We start from the raw sequence: 17,859 nt of genomic DNA, 5'->3' as shown, positions 1-17,859 counted from the left end.
ACTGGAGGAGGCCACCATGTCGGACGAAGACGAACGCCTGTCGTTCAAAGAGATGTGCGCACGCTTCGACGTGACGCCACGAACGCTGCGCTATTACGAGTATATCGAGTTGCTGTCGCCAGAACGCGAAGGCCGTGCACGATTCTACCACTCACGCGACATCGCCCGCATGACGTTGATCTTGCGCGGTCGGCGATGGGGCTTCGGACTGGAAGAGATCCGACAATGGCTGCAGATTTACGACCAGAAGGGCAACGAGGCGCAGATGCAGGCTTGGGTCGAACTGGCGGATCGGCAGATCGGCGTTCTGACAACCGAGCTTGAACAGACCAAAGAGGCTTTGGCAGAGCTGCAGGCCACGCGCGACGGTGTTGCGAAGACCTTGAATGGCAGCAAGGGAAACTGACGCAGCGTTCCGGTCACGTCAACGGGAAGATCACTTGCAGCCACGGGTTCGCCTAAGCAGATATGGGTGCCACCGACCCAACTGACCGGCTTCTTTCATGACCGATGACCTGATGACCATCCGCCAGATGTGCGACGCGTTTGCGGTTACGCCACGTACGTTGCGCTTCTACGAGCAGAAGGAATTGCTGAGCCCTGTCCGCGAGGGGCAAAAACGCCTGTTCACCCGCCGCGACCGTGCGCGCCTGAAGCTGATCCTGCGCGGCAAGCGCTTCGGCTTCAGCCTCGAAGAAATCCGCCAATTGCTCGACCTCTATGCGCGCGGCGACGCCCAGCAAGAGCAGTTGACCCGCACCCATGAGATCGCGACCGAGCGTTTGACCGAGCTGCGCACCCAACGCGCGGAACTCGACGCTGCCATCCGCGATCTCGAAGACCAGCTTTCCTTTGTTTCCGAAACAATCGCCGGTCTTCGCAAGACCGACGCCGCCTGATAGCCTTCTGGGAGGAAGACCATGACCACCTACACCGCCCCCGTCGACGATATGCAATTCGTTCTGCACGAGGTTCTCGGCGCGTCGAAATCAGACGTCCCCGGCTATGATGAGTTGGAGCCGGACTTCACCAAGGCCGTGCTGGAAGAGGCCGGCAAGCTCGCCTCTGGCGTCCTGCACCCTTTGAACAAGGTGGGCGACGAAGAGGGCTGCAAGCTGGAAAACGGTGTCGTCCGCACGCCCAAGGGCTTCAAGGCCGCCTACGATCAGGTTTGCGAAGGTGGCTGGGTCGGTCTGGACTGCGATCCTGAATACGGCGGGCAAGGCATGCCGCATCTGCTGAACTCTGCCGTGGGCGAGATTTTCGTCTCCGCCAACATGGCGTTCAACATGTATCAGGGCCTGTCCCACGGCGCCTACAATGCCATCCACACCCACGGCACCGACCAGCAGAAACAGACCTACCTGCCCAAGATGGTCGAAGGTACCTGGTCCGGCACCATGAACCTGACCGAGCCCCAGTGCGGCACGGATCTCGGCTTGATCCGCACCAAGGCGGAACCGCAGGACGACGGATCGTTCAAGATCACCGGCCAGAAGATCTGGATCAGCGCCGGTGAGCACGACATGACCGACAACATCATCCACCTGGTGCTGGCCAAGATCCCCGGCGGACCCGAAGGCGTGAAGGGGATCAGCCTGTTCATCGTGCCGAAGTTCATGGTGAACGAAGACGGCTCGCTGGGCGACCGCAATGCCGTATCCTGCGGCGGGCTGGAGTCCAAGATGGGCATCCACGGCAACGCCACCTGCGTGATGAACTACGACGGTGCGACCGGCTACCTGATCGGCGAAGAGCACAAGGGCCTGCGTGCCATGTTCACCATGATGAACGAGGCGCGCCTCGGCGTCGGCATCCAGGGCTACGCACAGGGGGTCGTGGCCTACCAGAACGCGCTGGGCTTCGCCAAGGACCGCCTGCAGGGACGCGACATTGCGGAGCCTGCGAACCCCGACGGCCCCGCCGACCCGATCATCGTCCACCCCGACGTGCGCCGGAATCTGATGGACCAGAAGGCCTTCGTCGAAGGGGCGCGCACCTTTGCGCTGTGGGGCGCCGAGTTGATCGACCGCTCGCACCGCACCGGTGATGCAGAGGCCGAGGCGCTCGTGTCCTTGTTGACGCCCGTTATCAAAGGCTTTCTGACCGACAAGGGCTTCGAGACGACCGTTCTGGCGCAACAGACGCTGGGCGGATCGGGTTTCACAACCGAATGGGGCCTTGAGCAATTCGTCCGCGATGCCCGGATCACGATGATCTACGAAGGCACCAACGGCATCCAGTCGCTCGATCTCGTGGGCCGCAAGTTGGGGCTGAACGGCGGCAAGACCGTCATGGGCTTTTTCTCGATGATCAAAGAGTTCATCAAGGAAAACGAGGGCAACGAGTCGCTGAAGGCCGGCTACCTCGATCCGCTGAAGGCGGCGTCCAAGGATCTGCAGGCCGCCGCGACCTTCTTCATGCAGCAAGGCATGAAGAACCCCGACGAGGCGCTGTCGGGCAGCTACGACTTCATGCATCTCTTCGGCCATGTCTGCCTTGGGTTCATGTGGGCCAAGATGGGCAAGGCGGCGCAAGAGGCGCTGGACGGCGGCGCTGCGAACCCCGCGTTCTACGAGAGCAAGATCGCCACGGGCCGCTATTACATGGCGCGCCAGCTTCCGGCCACGAAGATGCACCTCGCGCGCATCGAAAGCGGTGCGGAACCGGTGATGGCCCTCGACGCGGCAAACTTCTAGCGATTGGATGGGGGGCAGAGATGCCCCCCGTTCGCTATCCGGAGCCCGCGATGCCCAAACGCTTCAAACTGACCCGCCGCCTGCCCATCGCCATGACCGAAGACGGCTATCGCCGCTTGAAACGCTTTGCCACGGAAGCAGGTCTGGACGAAGGTGAGGCTCTGTCGTTCCTGTTCGAACACTTCGACAGCGTGACCAACAGCGACAATCTGACAGCGCGGCTGCGGCTCTTCAATTCGGAACTGGAGGCGCGCAAGAGGTGAGTGCGGTATGCCTCCGGCGGAGGTATTTGCGGAACGATGAAGACGAAAGACGTCACCCCGTTCCGTCCGGCTGTCCTAGGCCGGGGCGGACGAAACGGGGCTTCACCGTTCACGGTCATCGGCTCCTCAGCCTGTACCGCCCGTTCATGATCGCTGATCGAGCTTAACAAGCCGTTACCGGCGCTTCATCGTTCGAAAAATACCTCGGGGGAGTCGCTCGAAGAGCGGCGGGGGCAGCGCCCCCTCCCCTGTCAACTCGGGAGGACGACATGACGACCAAACTGCACTGCTTCGGAGAGAGCGGACATTCCTACAAGGCGGCCTTGACGTTGGAACTGATGGGGCTGGAGTGGGAGCCAGTGTTCGTCGATTTCTTCAACGGCGAAGCGCGATCCAACGCCTACCGCTCGGACTACAATCCCATGGGCGAAGCGCCCGTCATGGTCGATGGTGACACCACGCTCAGCCAGTCCGCGGTGATCCAGCAGTATCTGGTGGAAAAAACCGGCCAATTCGGTGGCGAAACCAAGGACGATGCACGCGAGATCCTACGTTGGCAGTTTTGGGACAATCACAAGCTCTCGTCCCAGCTTGGCGTTATCCGGTTCCTGATGAACTACGTCCCCGAAGAGAAGCGCCCTGAGCAGGCGCTGGGTTTCCTGCAAGGCCGCGCCGACGCTGCCTTGCAGGTTCTCGAGACCCACCTGACGGAGCGCGACTGGATTGTCGGACGCACCGTCACGGTCGCCGACCTGACGTGCTGCGGCTACCTGTATTACCCGGAACCCTTCGGTTTCTCGCGCGACGCCTACCCCGCGATCGACCGCTGGCTGAGCAACATCCAGTCTCTCGACGGCTGGAAGCATCCCTACGACTTGATGCCCCGTGCCTGGGGTGAGGAGGACAAATGACCGACGCCTATATCTTCGACGCCGTGCGCACCCCGCGTGGCAAGGGCCGCAAGGACGGCAGCCTGCACGAGGTTACCTCGGCCCGGCTGTCCGCCGTCACGCTGAACGCCCTGAAGGACCGCAACGGTCTGGACGGACACTTCGTGGAAGACGTGATTTGGGGCAACGCCACGCAGGTCAAGGAACAGGGTGGTTGCCTTGCCCGGACCGCGGTTCTGGCGAGCGACCTCGACGAGCGCATCCCAGGCCTGTCGATCAACCGCTTCTGTGCATCCGGCATGGAAGCCGTGAACCTAGCCGCCAACCAGATCAAGGGCGGTGCGGGCCAGGCCTATATCGCGGGCGGCGTGGAATGCATGAGCCGCGTTCCCATGGGATCCGACGGCGCGGCCATCGCGGTCGATCCCTCCATCGCCATGGACCAGTATTTCGTTCCGCAGGGTATCTCTGCCGACATCATCGCGACTGAGTACGGCTTCAGCCGGGACGACGCCGATGCACTGGCCGTCGAATCCCAGAAGCGCGCCGCCAAGGCGTGGGAGGAAGGTCGCTTCGACAAATCCATCATTTCTGTGAAGGACCGTAACGGCCTGACCATTCTTGACCGCGACGAATACCTGCGCCCCGGCACCGACATGCAGGCGTTGGGCGCGTTGAACCCCGCCTTCAAGGATCAGGGCGAGAGCATGCCCGGTTTCGACCAGCTGGCGCTGATGAAGTATCCGCACTTGGAAAAGATCAATCATATCCACCACGCAGGCAACTCGTCGGGCATCGTGGACGGCGCCGCCGGTGTACTGATCGGATCGAAGGAGTGGGGAGAGGCCAACGGCCTGAAGCCCCGCGCCCGTATCCGCGCCACGGCCAAGGTCGGCAACGATCCTACCATCATGCTGATCGGCCCTGTTCCCGCCACCGACCGGATCCTGCAGCAGTCCGGCATGACCATCGGCGACATCGACCTGTTCGAGGTGAACGAAGCCTTCGCTTCGGTCGTGCTGCGCTTCATGCAGTATTTCGACGTGGACCAGTCGCGCGTGAACGTGAACGGCGGCGCAATCGCCATGGGTCACCCGCTGGGCGCATCCGGTGCCATCATCATCAACACCTTGCTCGACGAGATGGAGCGCACCGACAAGGAAGTCGGCCTTGCGACCCTGTGCGTCGCATCCGGCATGGGTGCCGCGACCATCATCGAGCGCGTATAAGGGAGGACCGACATGCCTGATTTCAAACTCGAAAAGCACGACGACGGTGTTGCCGTCATCACTTGGGACCGCGAAGGCGCGTCCATGAACACGCTCACACGTGAGGCCTTTGCCGACGTAGATCAGATGATCGACGACGTGCTGGGCGACGACGCGGTGAAGGGCGTGGTCATCACCTCTGGCAAGAAGGACTTCGCGGGCGGGATGGACCTGAACGTGTTGTCCACGTTGCGCGAGGACAGCGGGGATGAGCCTGCACAGGCCATCTTCGATTTCACGATGGAAGGTCACCGCATCCTGCGCAAGATTGAGCGTGCGGGCATGGACGCCAAGACCAACAAGGGTGGCAAGCCCATCGCGTGCGCCATTCCCGGCACCTGCGCGGGTATCGGCACGGAAATCGCGCTGGCCTGTCATCACCGCATCATGGCCGACAATCCGAAGGCCAAGATCGGCCTGCCGGAAATCCTGATCGGCATTTTCCCCGGCGCGGGCGGCACGACACGCTACAGCCGTATGGTTGGCGCGATGGCCGCTGCCCCGGTTCTGCTGGAAGGCAAGATGCTGGACCCGAAGAAGGCGAAGTCCGCTTCGCTGATCGACGACGTGGTGCCAGCCGAAGAACTGATTGCCAAGGCCCGCGACTGGGTGCTGAACGCCACTGATGCGGATATCGTTAAGCCGTGGGACCAGAAGGGCTACAAGATGCCGGGCGGTGAACCCTATCACCCCGCCGGTTTCATGACCTTCGTGGGTGCATCCGCGATGATCAACGGCAAGACCAAAGGCGTCTACCCGGCGGCCAAGGCGTTGCTGTCGTCGGTTTATGAGGGCGCGCTGGTGCCGTTCGACACGGCTCTGAAGATCGAGGCGCGCTACTTCACCTCTATCCTGATGAACCCGTCTTCGAACGCCATGATCCGGTCGCTGTTCCTGAACAAGCAAGCGCTGGAAAAGGGCGCAAATCGTCCCGAGGCGCCTGACCAGACCGTCAAGAAGGTGGGCATCATGGGTGCGGGCATGATGGGCGCGGGTATTGCCTATGTGTCGGCCAATGCGGGTATCGAGGTCGTGCTGATCGACCAGGAACAGGCCAATGCCGACAAGGGCAAGGCACACGCCGAAGGCATTCTCGACAAGGGCATCAAGATCAAGAAGGTGACCGAGGAGAAGAAGGCCGAGGTTTTGGGCCGCATCACCGCGACCACCAACTACGACGCGCTGAAGGGCTGCGATCTGATCGTCGAGGCGGTATTCGAGGATACGGGCATCAAGGCAGAGGTTACCAAAAAGGTCGAAGCCGTCGTCGGCCCCGACTGCATCTTCGCCACCAACACATCCACCCTACCGATCACCGAGCTGGCCAAGGCCAGCGAACGGCCCGAACAGTTCATCGGCATCCACTTCTTCAGCCCCGTGGACAAGATGGCGCTGGTCGAGATCATCAAGGGCGAGAAGACCGGCGATGTCGCGGTTGCAAAGTCGCTGGATTACGTGCGCCAGATCCGCAAGACGCCCATCGTGGTGAACGACGCGCGCTTCTTCTACGCCAACCGCTGCATCATCCCCTATATCAACGAAGGTGTGCGGATGGTGAAAGAGGGCGTCGAGCCTGCATTGATCGAGAACGCGGCAAAGAACCTGGGCTTCCCGCTGGGACCGCTTCAACTGATGGACGAAACCTCTATCGATCTGGGCGTCAAGATTGCCAAGGCGACCAAGGCGGCCATGGGCGACGACTACCCGAACGAAGAGGTCGACGAGGTCGTTTTCTGGATGGCCGATCAGGACCGCATGGGCCGCAAGAACGGCAAGGGCTTCTACGCCTACGACGATAAGGGCAAACGGCAGGGCATCTGGGACGGCCTGTCCGAACAGTACCCGCCCGCCGATGACCAGCCCGACGTCACCCGTGTGCAGCATCGCCTGATGATGGCGCAGGTGCTGGAAGCGGTGCGTGCGTTCGAAGAAGGCGTTCTGGAAGACATCCGTGAAGGAGACGTGGGCGCGATCCTCGGCTGGGGCTTCGCGCCGTGGTCGGGCGGTCCGTTCTCTTGGCTCGACATCATCGGCGCAAGCCGTGCGGTAGAAATCTGTGAGACGCTGACAGCGGACTGTGGCGCGCGGTTCGAGACACCGCAACTGCTGCGCGACATCGCCGACAAGGGCACCACGTTCTACGCTCGCTTCGGCGACGGGGCGGCCGCCAAAGCGGCCTGACCGCTAGCACACGAAAAAGCCGGGCGGGTTGCCCGGCTTTTTTATTCGGCCCCGATCGTCTGCAAATCAGTAGGCGGCTTCGCGCGACTCCTCTGCTTCGATCATCGCGGTCAGTGTCTCTGCGCGTTCAATATCCATCGGGGCGTAGAGACCGCCATCCTCGATCTCAAGACTATCGCGCACGATCTCTCCGGCGATCACTCGGGGGCAGTGGAACAACGCGCCGACGTTGGCGAAAACGACTTGGTCTTCCGCAAAGCAGATCGACACCACCTCGACCATGCCGCGCGGCTCGGTCCGGGCAATCCCGCGGAACCCTTCCAGCGCAGCGGCCGGCACCATCGAGAAGGGGCTGCCGAAGATTTCCTCTGCCGTATCGGACTCCAAGATCACGCATTGTTCGGGCAGCAGCCGCATCGGGGCGTGGTTCCCCAGCGCGTGCGCCGGAACCTCCATTGGCCACAGGTGCCGAGGGCAAGGCGTGTCCTCTGCCCACAGAAGGGCACGGTCAATGCGGGTGATTTTCTGCAGACCGGCATCGAAGGTCAGAACTTTGTCTCCTGCGATCAGAGCTTCGACAGGACGCCACCCGATAGAAGTGGCAACTTTCGTGCCGGCAGCAAGCCCGCAGGCGCGACCTTCGGTCAAGGCATTGGCTTTCTTGTCAGCGAACTCACGCATCTTCAGTCCTTTCGATCCCATGGTCGCTTATGCAACTCTTACGTGTTTTAGCTAAAACGGGGGTTCGGGACGGAATTGAGGTCACTTTGTGGCGTTGATCAGGCTTATGGTATGTGACGACAGTTCAATTGAATCTGTAGCCGTAGTCCGCGATATCGTGAGCGTAGGCCCGTGCCACCACACCCTGCGTGTGTTCATCGTACAGCGCGCGCCAATCGTCGGGACGCTTCGACGCGTTTGCGTGCGGTAGTTTCAAGCCGACGTTCATGACCTTAGAGAACCGTTCCAAATCGTCGGCCAGGTGTTCGAACCGCAGCACGGTCGCATTCGGCACACGTCCGTCGCTAAGCCTGAGGTAATCGGACACCTGATCGCGGGACATTTCGGCCCGCGTGCCGGGGTCCGCGATGAAGTCCGCAAACGGCAGCGCCTTTGCGCGCGACACCGCAGGATGGTCGAAGCCCTGCCGCTGCAGCCAGTGGTAATAGCTGACCATCCTGTCCCACGGATTGCGCACGATGGTGACGATCCGCATCTCCATGATCTCATCCGCGCTCAGCACGCCCTCGATATTGGCCAGCCGCGCGTGCTTCCACAGCCGCCCCCGCGCGGGCAGTTCCTTCAGCCGCCCCCTGCGCCGTTTGGCTTTCGGCGTGTCCCCGATCAGGATGTCGTCCTTCATCGCCCGCTCTTCCAGCGCCAGCGCGACGGAGGTACCTCCCGTCTTGGGAATGTGGACGAAGATATAGCCCCGACCGGGAGAGATGATCATGGGTGGCCTCTGGCTTGCCTGTCGCTACCATAGGCAAGGCAGGCACCAAAGGGGAGAGAGACATGGGCTGGATGGACGATGAAACGGGGCTGGAGAAGAACGCCGCGAACTATGTTCCCTTGACGCCCCTGTCACATCTGAACCGGGCGAAATCGGTGTTCCGCGACCGTGAGGCGTTGGTCGATGGCGGATCGCGCTGGACCTACCCCGAACTGCACGCTGACGTCAGCCGCCTTGCGTCCGCCCTGCGCGGGATGGGCGTCGGCTCTGGCGATGTGGTCGCGACGATCCTGCCCAACACCGCCGCGCAAGTGATCGCGACATGGGCCGTGCCCGCGATGGCCGGTGTCCTGAACACGATCAATATCCGGCTCGATGTGGATACGGTCGCCTACATTCTGGACCACGGGCGTGCGAAGGTGCTGATCGTGGATCACGCCTTCCTCGACTTGGCCGAGGACGCCCTTGGCGCGATGGAAGGCCCAAAACCAAAGATCATCGAAGTCGCCGATCCGAACCCCGGCCACACCGCCAGTGGGCGGCACACGACGTGGGAAGACGCGCTTGCTCAGGGCGATCCGAATGCGCCTTGGACAATGCCGGAAGACGAATGGGAAAGCATCGCACTGAACTATACCTCTGGCACCACCGGGCGGCCCAAAGGCGTCGTGACCCACCATCGCGGCGCGTACCTGTGCACGCTGGCTACGCCGATTTCGTGGCGGATGGTGCTGTACCCCAAGCTGCTGACCATCGTGCCGCTGTTCCACTGCAACGGCTGGACGCACAGCTGGATGATGCCCGCTCTGGGGGGCGTCACGGTCTGCTGCCGCGACATCACCGCCAAGGCGATCTTCGACGCCATCGCGGATGAGGGCGTGACCCACTTCGGCGGGGCGCCCATCGTGCTGAACAGCCTGATCAATGCCTCCGACGCGGACAAGCGGACCGTCGATCATCCGGTCGAGATCTTCGTCGCCGCCTCTCCTCCCCCGTCCAGCACCCTGCGCAAGATCGAGGAATTGGGTTTCACCGTCACCCACGTCTACGGGCTGACCGAAAGCTACGGCCCCGCCACGGAATGCACCTGGAACCCCGACTGGGGCACGCTGGACGCCGATGGCCGCGCCGAGCGCAAGTCGCGACAGGGCGTGCCGATGCCCATGAACGAACGCATCGACGTGGTGGACAATGACGGCGCTCCGGTGCCCCACGACGGCCAAACGCAGGGCGAGATCGGGATGCGCGGCAACGGGGTCATGAAGGGTTACTACAAGAACACCGAAGCCACGGAAAAATCCTTCCGCAACGGCTGGTTCATGACCGGCGACATCGCCGTGCAATATCCAGACGGCTACGTGAAGATCGCGGACAGGGCCAAGGACATCATCATCTCGGGCGGAGAGAACGTTTCCAGCATCGAGATAGAAGATCGACTGGCCGCCCACCCCGCCGTCGCACTCGCCGCTGTCGTTGCGAAACCGGACGAGAAGTGGGGGGAAGTGCCCTGCGCCTTCGTGGAACTGGCCGATGGCGCGCAGGCGACCGAGGAAGAGTTGATCGCTTTCTGCCGCGAGAAACTGGCGGGCTTCAAGACGCCGAAAGCGGTCGTCTTCACCGAACTGCCGAAGACCTCGACAGGGAAAATCCAGAAGTTCGAGTTGCGCAAGCGATTCGATGCCGGTTGATGCGCGGCTGTCCGCCGAGTAGCCTGTCGAAAAGCAGTTCACCGGCGCACACGCGTCGCATCGCAGGCAGGCAATGACCGCACTGACGGAATATGAGCGGCTGGAGGCATCCGGGCTGTGGCGTCCCAACGCGTATCAGCAACGCCGGAACGTGATCGTCTCTATGGGCGACGCGACGTTGTCGATCTCCGGCACCGACGAGATGCCGCTGGCTCACTGGTCCCTGCCCGCCATCGAGCGCCGCAATCCCGGAGAGACTCCGGCCATCTTCGCCCCCGGCGCGGATGCGCGCGAAGAATTAGAGCTGGACGACGACCTGATGATCGCCGCCATCGAAAGGGTGCACACCGCCACGATGCGCGCGCGGCCGCGTCCGGGCCGACTGCGCAGCGTCATGCTGACCGGTGCACTTCTGGCGCTGCTGCTGTTCTCTGTCGTGTGGCTGCCGGGAGTCCTGGTCAACCACGCCTCTGTGATGGTGCCCCCTGCCGTGCGCGCTGATACGGGCGCGCGGTTGCTGCGCCACCTGACACGCCTGTCCGGCGACGCCTGCGCCAGCCCTGCCGCCCGTGCGCCACTGACGGACCTTGCCCGTCGGCTGATCGGCAGCGGCTCTGGCCGGATCGTCGTTCTGCCGGACGCGGGTAGCACCGCCTTTGCGCTACCCGGCCAGACGATCATCGTGGACCGACGCCTGATCGAGGATCACGATGGCCCCGGCCCGATCGCCGGGCATATCCTTGCCGCTCAGGAACGCGCGGCCCAGGTCGATCCGATCCGCCGGGTGCTCGCTGCCTCTGGCCCCACCGCCGCGATCCGCCTGATGACCAGCGGCGAAATCCCCGAAGACGACCTGCGCAGTTACGCGGAACGCCTGCTGGCCACGACGCCAGAGCCTGTGGCAACCGACGCCCTGATCGCGCGCTTTGCCGAAGCGGACGTGTCCTCTGCCGCCTACGCCTATGCGCTGGACCTGACCGGAGAGACGGTCCTGCCGCTGATCGAAGGCGATCCCGTCAGCGACGATGCCCCTGAAATCCTGACGGACGGCCAATGGGTCGCGTTACAGCAGATCTGCGAGTGATCCGCGCTTAGCGGCGCGTGCCGTAGATACGCTCTGGCGGAACCTGCTCGGGATAGGGATACACCGTCGTCGGCACGGCGATCTGGCGCTGCGGGCCGGACACGTAGGGCTTAAGGCGACCGTATTGCGACGGCTGAACCAGAACGTAGTTGTTGACGCTGGGCCCCTTCTTCAGTTCACGCGGGGTCGTCTGCGTCCAGACCTGTGCTGTCTGCAACGCGCCTTCCAGTGTCTGAGCTCCGGCGTAGGGGTTCAGGCGTCCATCGTCCCACGCAGCCCGATAGCCCGGCGGAATGCGCACGGGCTTCACCGGCGGCAGGCTGGTCACGCCGCCATACGACACCGGCGTTGTCACGGTCGGGGGCACGTAGCGCGTCGGCGCGGCGTATTGCGTCGGCATGGGGCGGGGCGTGGTCGCCACCTGCCGCAAGCGCGTGCCGCCGTATGGCTTCGGCGTCAGCTGCGCGGTGACGGTCGGCGGAACGTAGCGCCCGGCTGTGGCCACGGGAGCGGGTGCCGAGATCGGCACAGCCGCTTGCGGCACCGGGGCGACCGCAACGCGGCGGGTCTGCCGGATGGTCGGTGCCGCAGAGGGTTCAACGGCAGCAGTCCGCACCTGAGGCGTGGGCGCGACGCTGGCGACCCGCGTTTGCGGCGATGGCACCGGATCGGGGATCACCGGCGCCGCGCTGGCAACATTGGTGCCAAGCGTCGGCTGGAAGCCACAGAGCGCCTTGCGGTTGCCGGTGACACGCGGCACCCAGATCGACGTCGCCCCCTGCCCCGCGCGCACATAAACGCAGCCCGCGCTGTCGATATACTGACGCGCGGTGTAGCTGCTGGGCGGGATCTCGGCGGGCGGCGCGGCATCCGCAAGATCGGTCCGCGCAATCTGCGCAACGGCGGGCGACAGCCCGGACAGGGCAACGACAGCCCCCAAGAGAATCGGTTTCAGCATAATGTCCCCCCGGACGATTTGTCGTGAGGATGGCGCGGATAAGGGACTGCGACAAGGGTTGGTGGCGGAAACGCGAAATTTCCCACCCATCAGGCCGAGCGGGTCGGCTTGGAGGTAGCGGCCCGTGGTCGGGTCGTAGTCGAGCTTCCAGTTCTGACAGTGCCCGGTCTCGGACTGGGACCACTGGCCGGGGAAGCGCAGGTCGATGGTGTCGCCGAACGCCGCTCTCTATTTCGTCCCGTACATGCGATCCCCTGCATCACCCAATCCGGGCACGATGTAGCCCTTCTCGTTCAACCGTTCGTCCAGCGCGGCGGTGGTGATGGGCACGTCGGGGTGCGCCTCTTTCATGCGTGCCACGCCTTCGGGAGAGGCCAGCAGGCACAGGAACCGCACATCCGTCGCCCCCGCCTCTTTCAGCCTGTCGATGGCAGCGACGGACGAGTTGCCCGTCGCCAGCATCGGATCCACCGCGATCACCACGCGGGTGTCCAGCTCGGCGGGAACCTTGAAGTAATATTCCACCGGCTCCAGCGTCTCCTCATCGCGGTACAGCCCCACGAAGCCGACGCGGGCCGAGGGGATCAGGTCCAGCATGCCGTCCAGCAGCCCGTTGCCTGCCCGCAGGATCGAGACCAGCGCCAGCTTGCGACCGTCCAGCGTTGGGGCCTCCATCGGCTGGATTGGCGTGTCGATGGTCATCGTCGTCATTGGCAGATCGCGCGTGACCTCGTAGGCCAGCAGGTGGCTGATCTCTCGCAGTAACTGGCGGAAAACGGCGGTGGGCGTGGCCTTGTCGCGCATGATCGTCAGCTTGTGCTGCACGAGGGGATGGTTCACCACGGTGCAATGGTCGGTCATGCGTCGATCCTTTCGTGAAGCCGTTTGCGCGTAGGCTCATCGCAGAAGGCGGCGTCGATTGATACCCGCGCGATGTGGCGGAACATGTCTTCGTCCCAGCCGAAGGTCGCCGCCAGACGGTCGTATTCGTGGACCATATCGGTGTGGAAGAACGGCGGATCATCGGTGGACACGGTGATGGGCACGCCCGCGGCGCGCAGCTTTTCGATAGGATGCGTGTTCCACTTATAGATGCCAAGCGCGACATTCGATCCCGGAGAGACTTCCAGCACCACGCCATCGCGCGCCAAACGTTCGACCAGCGCCGGGTCCTCGATCGCCCGCACGCCGTGGCCGATCCGTTCGACGCGCAAATCGTCCAGCGCGTGCCGCACCGAGGACGGCCCGCCCCATTCGCCCGCGTGGGTCGTCAGCCGCAACCCGGCCTCACGCGCCATGTCGAAGGCATAGGCGAAGTCGCCCTGCCGCCCTTTGCCCTCATCACCGCCCATGCCGAAGCCGGTGATGAAGTCGCCCGCCGTCTCGGCCGCACAGCGCGCGGTTTCCTTGGCTTTGTCCGGCCCGAAGTGGCGGATGCAGGTGACGATCCCGCGCATGGCGATGCCGAAGTCACGCTCTGCCCCCTCTGCTGCCTCGCGGATCGCGTGCAGATACTCGCGCCATGCTCCCACGTCGCGCCCGCCGCAGAAGTCGGGCGACAGGAACGCCTCGGTATAGATCACGCCCGTTTCCGCCGATTGCTCCAACACCGTTCGGGTCAACTTGGCGAAATCCTCTGGCCGGATCAGGACACTGGTTGCGACCTCGTAGACCTGCAGGAATTCCAGAAAGCCGTCGTAGTTGTAGGCACCGCTGTCGTCGAAGATGCGCGAGATATCGACGTTCTTCGCTTTCGCCATGTCCCGCGCGAAGGCGGGCGGCATCGCGCCCTCCAGATGCAGGTGCAGTTCGACCTTCGGTAACTCTTTCATAGGAAACTCCGTCCCGGCCCGCCATTCGGCACACCCAAATGATCCGCGATGCTCGCGGCAACGTCTACGAAAGCCACCTGGCCCAACGCACGGCGGCCGACCCCGGCGCATAGGACCGGCACCCGTTCGCGCGTGTGATCCGTGCCGCGCCACGTGGGGTCGTTGCCGTGATCCGCCGTTATCACCAGCAGATCGCCGTCGTGCATCCGGCCCAGCAGGCTGGGCAAGGCAGCGTCGAACCATTCCAGATGCCGCGCGTATCCGAGGGCGTCGCGGCGGTGGCCATATTCGCTGTCGAACTCGACAAAATTGGCGAAAGTCAGCGATCCATCCTCTGCCGTGTCCATCAGACCTTCCAGCGCGATCAGCAGATCCGCGTCCGCACCCTTCACCTTGGTGTCGATCCCCCGCATCGAGAAGATGTCCCCGATCTTGCCGACGGAATGCACCCGTCGGCCCGCACCAGACACCCAGTCGCACAGGGTCGGCGATGGTGGCGCGATGGCGAAATCCTGTCGGCGCGGCGTGCGAGTGAAACCGCTTGTCGCATCGCCCACGAAGGGCCGCGCGATCACCCGGCCCACCTTGCGCGCATGCAGTTCCGGGGCCAGCGCGGCGCATAGGTCCAGCAGGCGGTCCAGTCCGAATACCTCTTCATGGGCTGCGATCTGGAACACGCTGTCAGTCGAGGTATAGCAGATCGGCCAGCCCGTCCGCAGGTGCGCGGCCCCCTCTTCATCCAGGATTGCGGTGCCGCTGGCGTGGCGGTTCCCAAGGATGCCATCGGTGCCCGCCAGTTCGGCCACCCGCGCCGACAGTTCAGCGTCGAAAGCGGGCCGCGTGTCCGGAAAATACGTCCACTCCCACGGAACGGGCACACCCGCCAGTTCCCAGTGGCCAGACGGCGTGTCCTTCCCCCGGCTGACCTCTGTCGCCGCGCCCCATGCACCGGTCGGCTTTGCCCCCAGTCCCGGCACCTCAAGACCAGAGGCCAATGTCACCGCCGCCCCCAGCCCCAGCGCATCAAGGTTCGGCAGCGACACATCCACCGTCTGCGCGATATGCCCCACCGTATTCGCGCCCGCATCTCCGAAGTCCGCCGCATCCGGAGCGCCGCCAATGCCGACCGAGTCCAGCACGATAAGGAACGCCCGGCTCATGGCCGCACCCCTTCATCGTTCCAAAAATACCTCGGGGAGCGCGAGGGGCAGCGCCCCTCGTTCCGCACCATCGCACGCATCAGACCCTCTCCAGAACAAGTGGCATCGGCTGCGGACCCTCATCCAGCCGAAGCGCGTCGCGCACAGCCACCACAGCGCGCTCTGCCGAATTTTCATCGGCTGCATGAACCCGCGCCAATGGATCGCCCGGCGCCACCTTTGTGCCCAGACGCACCACCTGACTAAGCCCGACCGACGGGTCCACGGCGTCACCGGGCCGCGTGCGTCCACCTCCCAAAGCGACCACCGCGTGCCCAAGCGCCGTCCCGTCGATGCCGGACACAACGCCTGCCGCCTCTGCCTGCACCGTGACGACGACGGGGGCCGCTGGCAACCTGTCCGCCCAGCGATCCACGAAGTCCGACGGCCCGCCCATCGCGGCGACCATCGCGCCGAACCGTTCCGCCGCGCGGCCATCGGCGAGCGTTGCAGCCAGATCGGCGTCCATCCCGGCCAACTCCAGCACGACTTCACCCAGCGCCAACGCCACATCGTGCAGGCGTTTGTCTGCCGACACGCCGGTCAACACCTCCATCACCGCGATGATTTCCAGCGCGTTGCCGCAGGCGGGGGCAAGTGGCTGGTCCATCGCCGTGATCAGCGCCGCCGTGCGGCAGCCCGCACCGTTCGCCGCGCGCACCAACGCCTGCGCCAGGGAGCGTGCGTCGTCGGGATCGACCATGAACGCGCCTGCCCCGGTCTTCACATCCAGCACCAGCGCATCCAACCCGGCGGCCAGCTTCTTCGACAGAATTGACGCCGTGATCAGGTCCATTTGATCCACCGTCGCGGTCGCGTCGCGCACGGCATAAAGACGCCGATCCGCTGGCGCGATCCGGTCCGAGGCCGCAACGATGGCCGCGCCGCACTCGGCGACCACCGAACGGACCCGCGTTTCGTCCAGTTCTACCGACAGTCCCGGTATCGCTTCCAGCTTGTCCAGCGTGCCGCCGGTGTGTCCCAGCCCACGGCCAGAGATCATCGGGACGTAGCAGCCCACCGCCGCCAACATCGGGGCCAACACCAGCGACACCGGATCGCCCACGCCGCCGGTGGAATGCTTGTCCACCACCGGCCCGTCCAAATCCCAAGACAGCACATCGCCCGATCGGGCCATCGCATCCGTCAGCGCCACGCGCCCGGCCTCTCCCAGCCCCGGCCCCCGGCATACGCCCATGGCGAAAGCGCCCGCCTGCGCATCGGACACGCTGCCATCCGCCAAACCGGCGGCGAACGCGCGCAAAGCATCGGCAGATGGCACCCGTCCGGCCCGTAGATCGACCAGCAGCTGTTTCACTTCATGAACCCGGCGTCGAAGGCCCCCGGCAGCAGTTCGGCCACTGTCACCTGCCGCCGCGCGCCGCTGGTGGTGGCCATCATCACCGGCACGTCGGCCCCGGCGAACTCGGCGATTTTCTGTCGGCAGCCGCCGCAACAGGGCACCGGCGCCGGGCTGTCTGCGATCACCGCGACCGCCACGATCTCGCGCGCACCAGCGGCGCACATGGCGGCGATGGCACCCGCCTCGGCGCAGGTGCCTTCGGGAAAGGCGACGTTTTCCACGTTGCACCCAGCGAACACCTGCCCGTCGCGCGTGCGCAAGGCGGCCCCCACCTTGAAATTGGAATAAGGTGCGTGGGCATTTTCACGCACGGCGGCTGCGGCAGCGATCAGATCATCCATTCCCCGATGCTGATCCCTGTGCCGCCCGGTGGCAAGGCGGAACCGCGGCCCGCTCCGTCGCATTGCCTTTAGAACGGAGGATGCACCATGGCCGACGACACCATTCCCGGCGACAAGAACACCGGCACCGGCAATTTCCCGATCGGCGGCGCCGTCGTGCACGGAGAGTTTTCAGGCAAGGACGAGCCGATGACCGACAAGCAAGCCGCGATCCTGCGTGATCTTTGCGAGAAGAAGAACGAGGCCTTTGACGGCAACATGACCCGCGAACAGGCCGACGCGCGGATTGCCGCACTGTCTGACGACTGACCCCCGGAACCCGTGACGTCTTCGCGGGTTTAGCATCAGAACATTTCAAGAACGGAGCCACCCCATGGCCGATGACCCATACGCAGATCCGAAGACCGAGGCCCCTTCGAACGCCGACAAACCGGTGGACGACTGGGTGACCGGGGACGAGAAGATGACCGGCGCACAGGCCAGTTACCTGCAGACGCTGTGTGAGGAAGCCGGTGTCGAGTACGATCCCGACATGACCAAGGCCGAGGCGTCCAAGCAGATCGACGCGCTGCAGAACAAGACCGGGCGCGGCACCGACTGATTGGCCAGCGCGGGGTGCGACACTCTTTCACCGCACCCC

At 64.1% G+C, this 17,859-nt stretch carries 19 protein-coding genes; 11 read left to right on the top strand and 8 right to left on the bottom strand.

What is annotated here, in order from left to right; all coding sequences use genetic code 11:
• Positions 1–16: 16 nt before the first annotated feature.
• From FIU81_RS01350 to FIU81_RS01320, 7 genes are all read left to right on the top strand, one after another.
• Positions 17–406: a MerR family transcriptional regulator gene (locus tag FIU81_RS01350; RefSeq protein WP_124111050.1), complete on the top strand. Its 390-nt coding sequence runs from the start codon at positions 17–19 to the stop codon at positions 404–406.
• Positions 407–503: 97 nt separating this feature from the next.
• Entirely contained in the window at positions 504–899 is a 396-nt protein-coding gene (locus tag FIU81_RS01345; RefSeq protein WP_124111051.1) for a MerR family transcriptional regulator, read from the top strand.
• Positions 900–920: 21 nt separating this feature from the next.
• On the top strand, positions 921–2,699 hold the full coding sequence (locus FIU81_RS01340) for an acyl-CoA dehydrogenase C-terminal domain-containing protein (protein ID WP_124111052.1): 1,779 nt from the start codon (positions 921–923) through the stop codon (positions 2,697–2,699).
• A 50-nt stretch (positions 2,700–2,749) separates the two neighbouring features.
• On the top strand, positions 2,750–2,962 hold the full coding sequence (locus FIU81_RS01335; RefSeq protein WP_124111053.1) for a hypothetical protein: 213 nt from the start codon (positions 2,750–2,752) through the stop codon (positions 2,960–2,962).
• A gap of 269 nt (positions 2,963–3,231) precedes the next feature.
• The gene (locus FIU81_RS01330; RefSeq protein WP_124111054.1) at positions 3,232–3,873 is read left to right on the top strand and encodes a glutathione S-transferase family protein; all 642 of its coding nucleotides are present in this window, start codon (positions 3,232–3,234) and stop codon (positions 3,871–3,873) included.
• Positions 3,870–5,081 carry an acetyl-CoA C-acetyltransferase gene (locus FIU81_RS01325; protein WP_124111055.1) on the top strand — a complete coding sequence of 404 codons (1,212 nt, stop codon included), beginning with the start codon at positions 3,870–3,872 and terminating at the stop codon, positions 5,079–5,081. Before FIU81_RS01330 ends, FIU81_RS01325 begins: the two co-directional genes overlap by 4 nt.
• A 12-nt stretch (positions 5,082–5,093) precedes the next feature.
• The gene (locus FIU81_RS01320; RefSeq protein WP_124111056.1) at positions 5,094–7,301 is read left to right on the top strand and encodes a 3-hydroxyacyl-CoA dehydrogenase NAD-binding domain-containing protein; all 2,208 of its coding nucleotides are present in this window, start codon (positions 5,094–5,096) and stop codon (positions 7,299–7,301) included.
• Positions 7,302–7,367: 66 nt separating this feature from the next.
• Here the strand turns inward: FIU81_RS01320 and FIU81_RS01315 are convergent, their stop codons facing one another.
• Together FIU81_RS01315 and FIU81_RS01310 are read right to left on the bottom strand one after the other, a co-directional pair.
• Positions 7,368–7,982, bottom strand: a complete 615-nt coding sequence (locus FIU81_RS01315) for a Hint domain-containing protein (protein WP_172971370.1) — start codon at positions 7,980–7,982, stop codon at positions 7,368–7,370.
• A gap of 124 nt (positions 7,983–8,106) precedes the next feature.
• Positions 8,107–8,754, bottom strand: a complete 648-nt coding sequence (locus FIU81_RS01310; protein ID WP_124111058.1) for a sulfotransferase domain-containing protein — start codon at positions 8,752–8,754, stop codon at positions 8,107–8,109.
• Positions 8,755–8,816: 62 nt separating this feature from the next.
• On the opposite strand from FIU81_RS01310, the gene FIU81_RS01305 reads away from it, so the two are divergent.
• Both FIU81_RS01305 and FIU81_RS01300 read left to right on the top strand, forming a co-directional pair.
• On the top strand, positions 8,817–10,442 hold the full coding sequence (locus tag FIU81_RS01305; RefSeq protein ID WP_124111059.1) for an AMP-binding protein: 1,626 nt from the start codon (positions 8,817–8,819) through the stop codon (positions 10,440–10,442).
• Between the two features lie 73 nt (positions 10,443–10,515).
• A complete protein-coding gene (locus FIU81_RS01300; RefSeq protein ID WP_124111060.1) occupies positions 10,516–11,526 on the top strand; it encodes a hypothetical protein in 1,011 nt (336 codons plus the stop codon).
• Positions 11,527–11,533: 7 nt separating this feature from the next.
• Here the strand turns inward: FIU81_RS01300 and FIU81_RS01295 are convergent, their stop codons facing one another.
• The 6 genes from FIU81_RS01295 to cdd all read right to left on the bottom strand — a co-directional run bounded on the left by FIU81_RS01295 (position 11,534) and on the right by cdd (position 17,219).
• On the bottom strand, positions 11,534–12,484 hold the full coding sequence (locus tag FIU81_RS01295) for a hypothetical protein (protein WP_124111061.1): 951 nt from the start codon (positions 12,482–12,484) through the stop codon (positions 11,534–11,536).
• 228 nt (positions 12,485–12,712) lie between these two features.
• The gene (gene upp, locus FIU81_RS01290) at positions 12,713–13,345 is read right to left on the bottom strand and encodes a uracil phosphoribosyltransferase (protein ID WP_124111062.1); all 633 of its coding nucleotides are present in this window, start codon (positions 13,343–13,345) and stop codon (positions 12,713–12,715) included.
• Positions 13,342–14,316 carry an adenosine deaminase gene (locus FIU81_RS01285; RefSeq protein ID WP_124111063.1) on the bottom strand — a complete coding sequence of 325 codons (975 nt, stop codon included), beginning with the start codon at positions 14,314–14,316 and terminating at the stop codon, positions 13,342–13,344. The genes upp and FIU81_RS01285 overlap by 4 nt, the downstream gene beginning before the upstream one ends.
• Complete coding sequence (locus FIU81_RS01280) at positions 14,313–15,476, bottom strand: phosphopentomutase (protein ID WP_124111064.1); 1,164 nt, start codon at positions 15,474–15,476, stop codon at positions 14,313–14,315. Before FIU81_RS01280 ends, FIU81_RS01285 begins: the two co-directional genes overlap by 4 nt.
• 79 nt (positions 15,477–15,555) lie before the next feature.
• A complete protein-coding gene (locus tag FIU81_RS01275) occupies positions 15,556–16,833 on the bottom strand; it encodes a thymidine phosphorylase (protein ID WP_124111065.1) in 1,278 nt (425 codons plus the stop codon).
• Entirely contained in the window at positions 16,830–17,219 is a 390-nt protein-coding gene (gene cdd / locus FIU81_RS01270; protein ID WP_124111066.1) for a cytidine deaminase, read from the bottom strand. The genes FIU81_RS01275 and cdd overlap by 4 nt, the downstream gene beginning before the upstream one ends.
• 87 nt (positions 17,220–17,306) lie before the next feature.
• Here cdd and FIU81_RS01265 point away from each other — a divergent pair, with 87 nt between their 5' ends.
• Together FIU81_RS01265 and FIU81_RS01260 are read left to right on the top strand one after the other, a co-directional pair.
• Complete coding sequence (locus FIU81_RS01265; RefSeq protein WP_124111067.1) at positions 17,307–17,528, top strand: DUF3072 domain-containing protein; 222 nt, start codon at positions 17,307–17,309, stop codon at positions 17,526–17,528.
• 64 nt (positions 17,529–17,592) lie between these two features.
• Entirely contained in the window at positions 17,593–17,820 is a 228-nt protein-coding gene (locus FIU81_RS01260; RefSeq protein ID WP_124111068.1) for a DUF3072 domain-containing protein, read from the top strand.
• Positions 17,821–17,859 lie beyond the last annotated feature (39 nt).

The organism is Palleronia sp. THAF1 (assembly GCF_009363795.1).
GTDB lineage: Bacteria > Pseudomonadota > Alphaproteobacteria > Rhodobacterales > Rhodobacteraceae > Palleronia.
Note: the sequence above shows the minus strand (reverse complement) of the source record. Positions and strands in the feature narration are given on the sequence as shown.

Excerpts from the sequence above, each read along its gene's own strand:
- FIU81_RS01285 (WP_124111063.1), bottom strand. The coding sequence starts at position 14,316 with ATGAAAGAGTTACCGAAGGTCGAACTGCACCTGCATCTGGAGGGCGCG.
- FIU81_RS01280 (WP_124111064.1), bottom strand. The coding sequence starts at position 15,476 with ATGAGCCGGGCGTTCCTTATCGTGCTGGACTCGGTCGGCATTGGCGGC.
- FIU81_RS01310 (WP_124111058.1), bottom strand. The coding sequence starts at position 8,754 with ATGATCATCTCTCCCGGTCGGGGCTATATCTTCGTCCACATTCCCAAG.
- FIU81_RS01340 (WP_124111052.1), top strand. The coding sequence starts at position 921 with ATGACCACCTACACCGCCCCCGTCGACGATATGCAATTCGTTCTGCAC.
- FIU81_RS01325 (WP_124111055.1), top strand. The coding sequence starts at position 3,870 with ATGACCGACGCCTATATCTTCGACGCCGTGCGCACCCCGCGTGGCAAG.
- FIU81_RS01305 (WP_124111059.1), top strand. The coding sequence starts at position 8,817 with ATGGGCTGGATGGACGATGAAACGGGGCTGGAGAAGAACGCCGCGAAC.
- FIU81_RS01345 (WP_124111051.1), top strand. The coding sequence starts at position 504 with ATGACCGATGACCTGATGACCATCCGCCAGATGTGCGACGCGTTTGCG.
- upp (WP_124111062.1), bottom strand. The coding sequence starts at position 13,345 with ATGACCGACCATTGCACCGTGGTGAACCATCCCCTCGTGCAGCACAAG.
- FIU81_RS01295 (WP_124111061.1), bottom strand. The coding sequence starts at position 12,484 with ATGCTGAAACCGATTCTCTTGGGGGCTGTCGTTGCCCTGTCCGGGCTG.
- cdd (WP_124111066.1), bottom strand. The coding sequence starts at position 17,219 with ATGGATGATCTGATCGCTGCCGCAGCCGCCGTGCGTGAAAATGCCCAC.
- FIU81_RS01330 (WP_124111054.1), top strand. The coding sequence starts at position 3,232 with ATGACGACCAAACTGCACTGCTTCGGAGAGAGCGGACATTCCTACAAG.
- FIU81_RS01300 (WP_124111060.1), top strand. The coding sequence starts at position 10,516 with ATGACCGCACTGACGGAATATGAGCGGCTGGAGGCATCCGGGCTGTGG.
- FIU81_RS01315 (WP_172971370.1), bottom strand. The coding sequence starts at position 7,982 with ATGCGTGAGTTCGCTGACAAGAAAGCCAATGCCTTGACCGAAGGTCGC.
- FIU81_RS01320 (WP_124111056.1), top strand. The coding sequence starts at position 5,094 with ATGCCTGATTTCAAACTCGAAAAGCACGACGACGGTGTTGCCGTCATC.
- FIU81_RS01260 (WP_124111068.1), top strand. The coding sequence starts at position 17,593 with ATGGCCGATGACCCATACGCAGATCCGAAGACCGAGGCCCCTTCGAAC.
- FIU81_RS01265 (WP_124111067.1), top strand. The coding sequence starts at position 17,307 with ATGGCCGACGACACCATTCCCGGCGACAAGAACACCGGCACCGGCAAT.
- FIU81_RS01350 (WP_124111050.1), top strand. The coding sequence starts at position 17 with ATGTCGGACGAAGACGAACGCCTGTCGTTCAAAGAGATGTGCGCACGC.
- FIU81_RS01335 (WP_124111053.1), top strand. The coding sequence starts at position 2,750 with ATGCCCAAACGCTTCAAACTGACCCGCCGCCTGCCCATCGCCATGACC.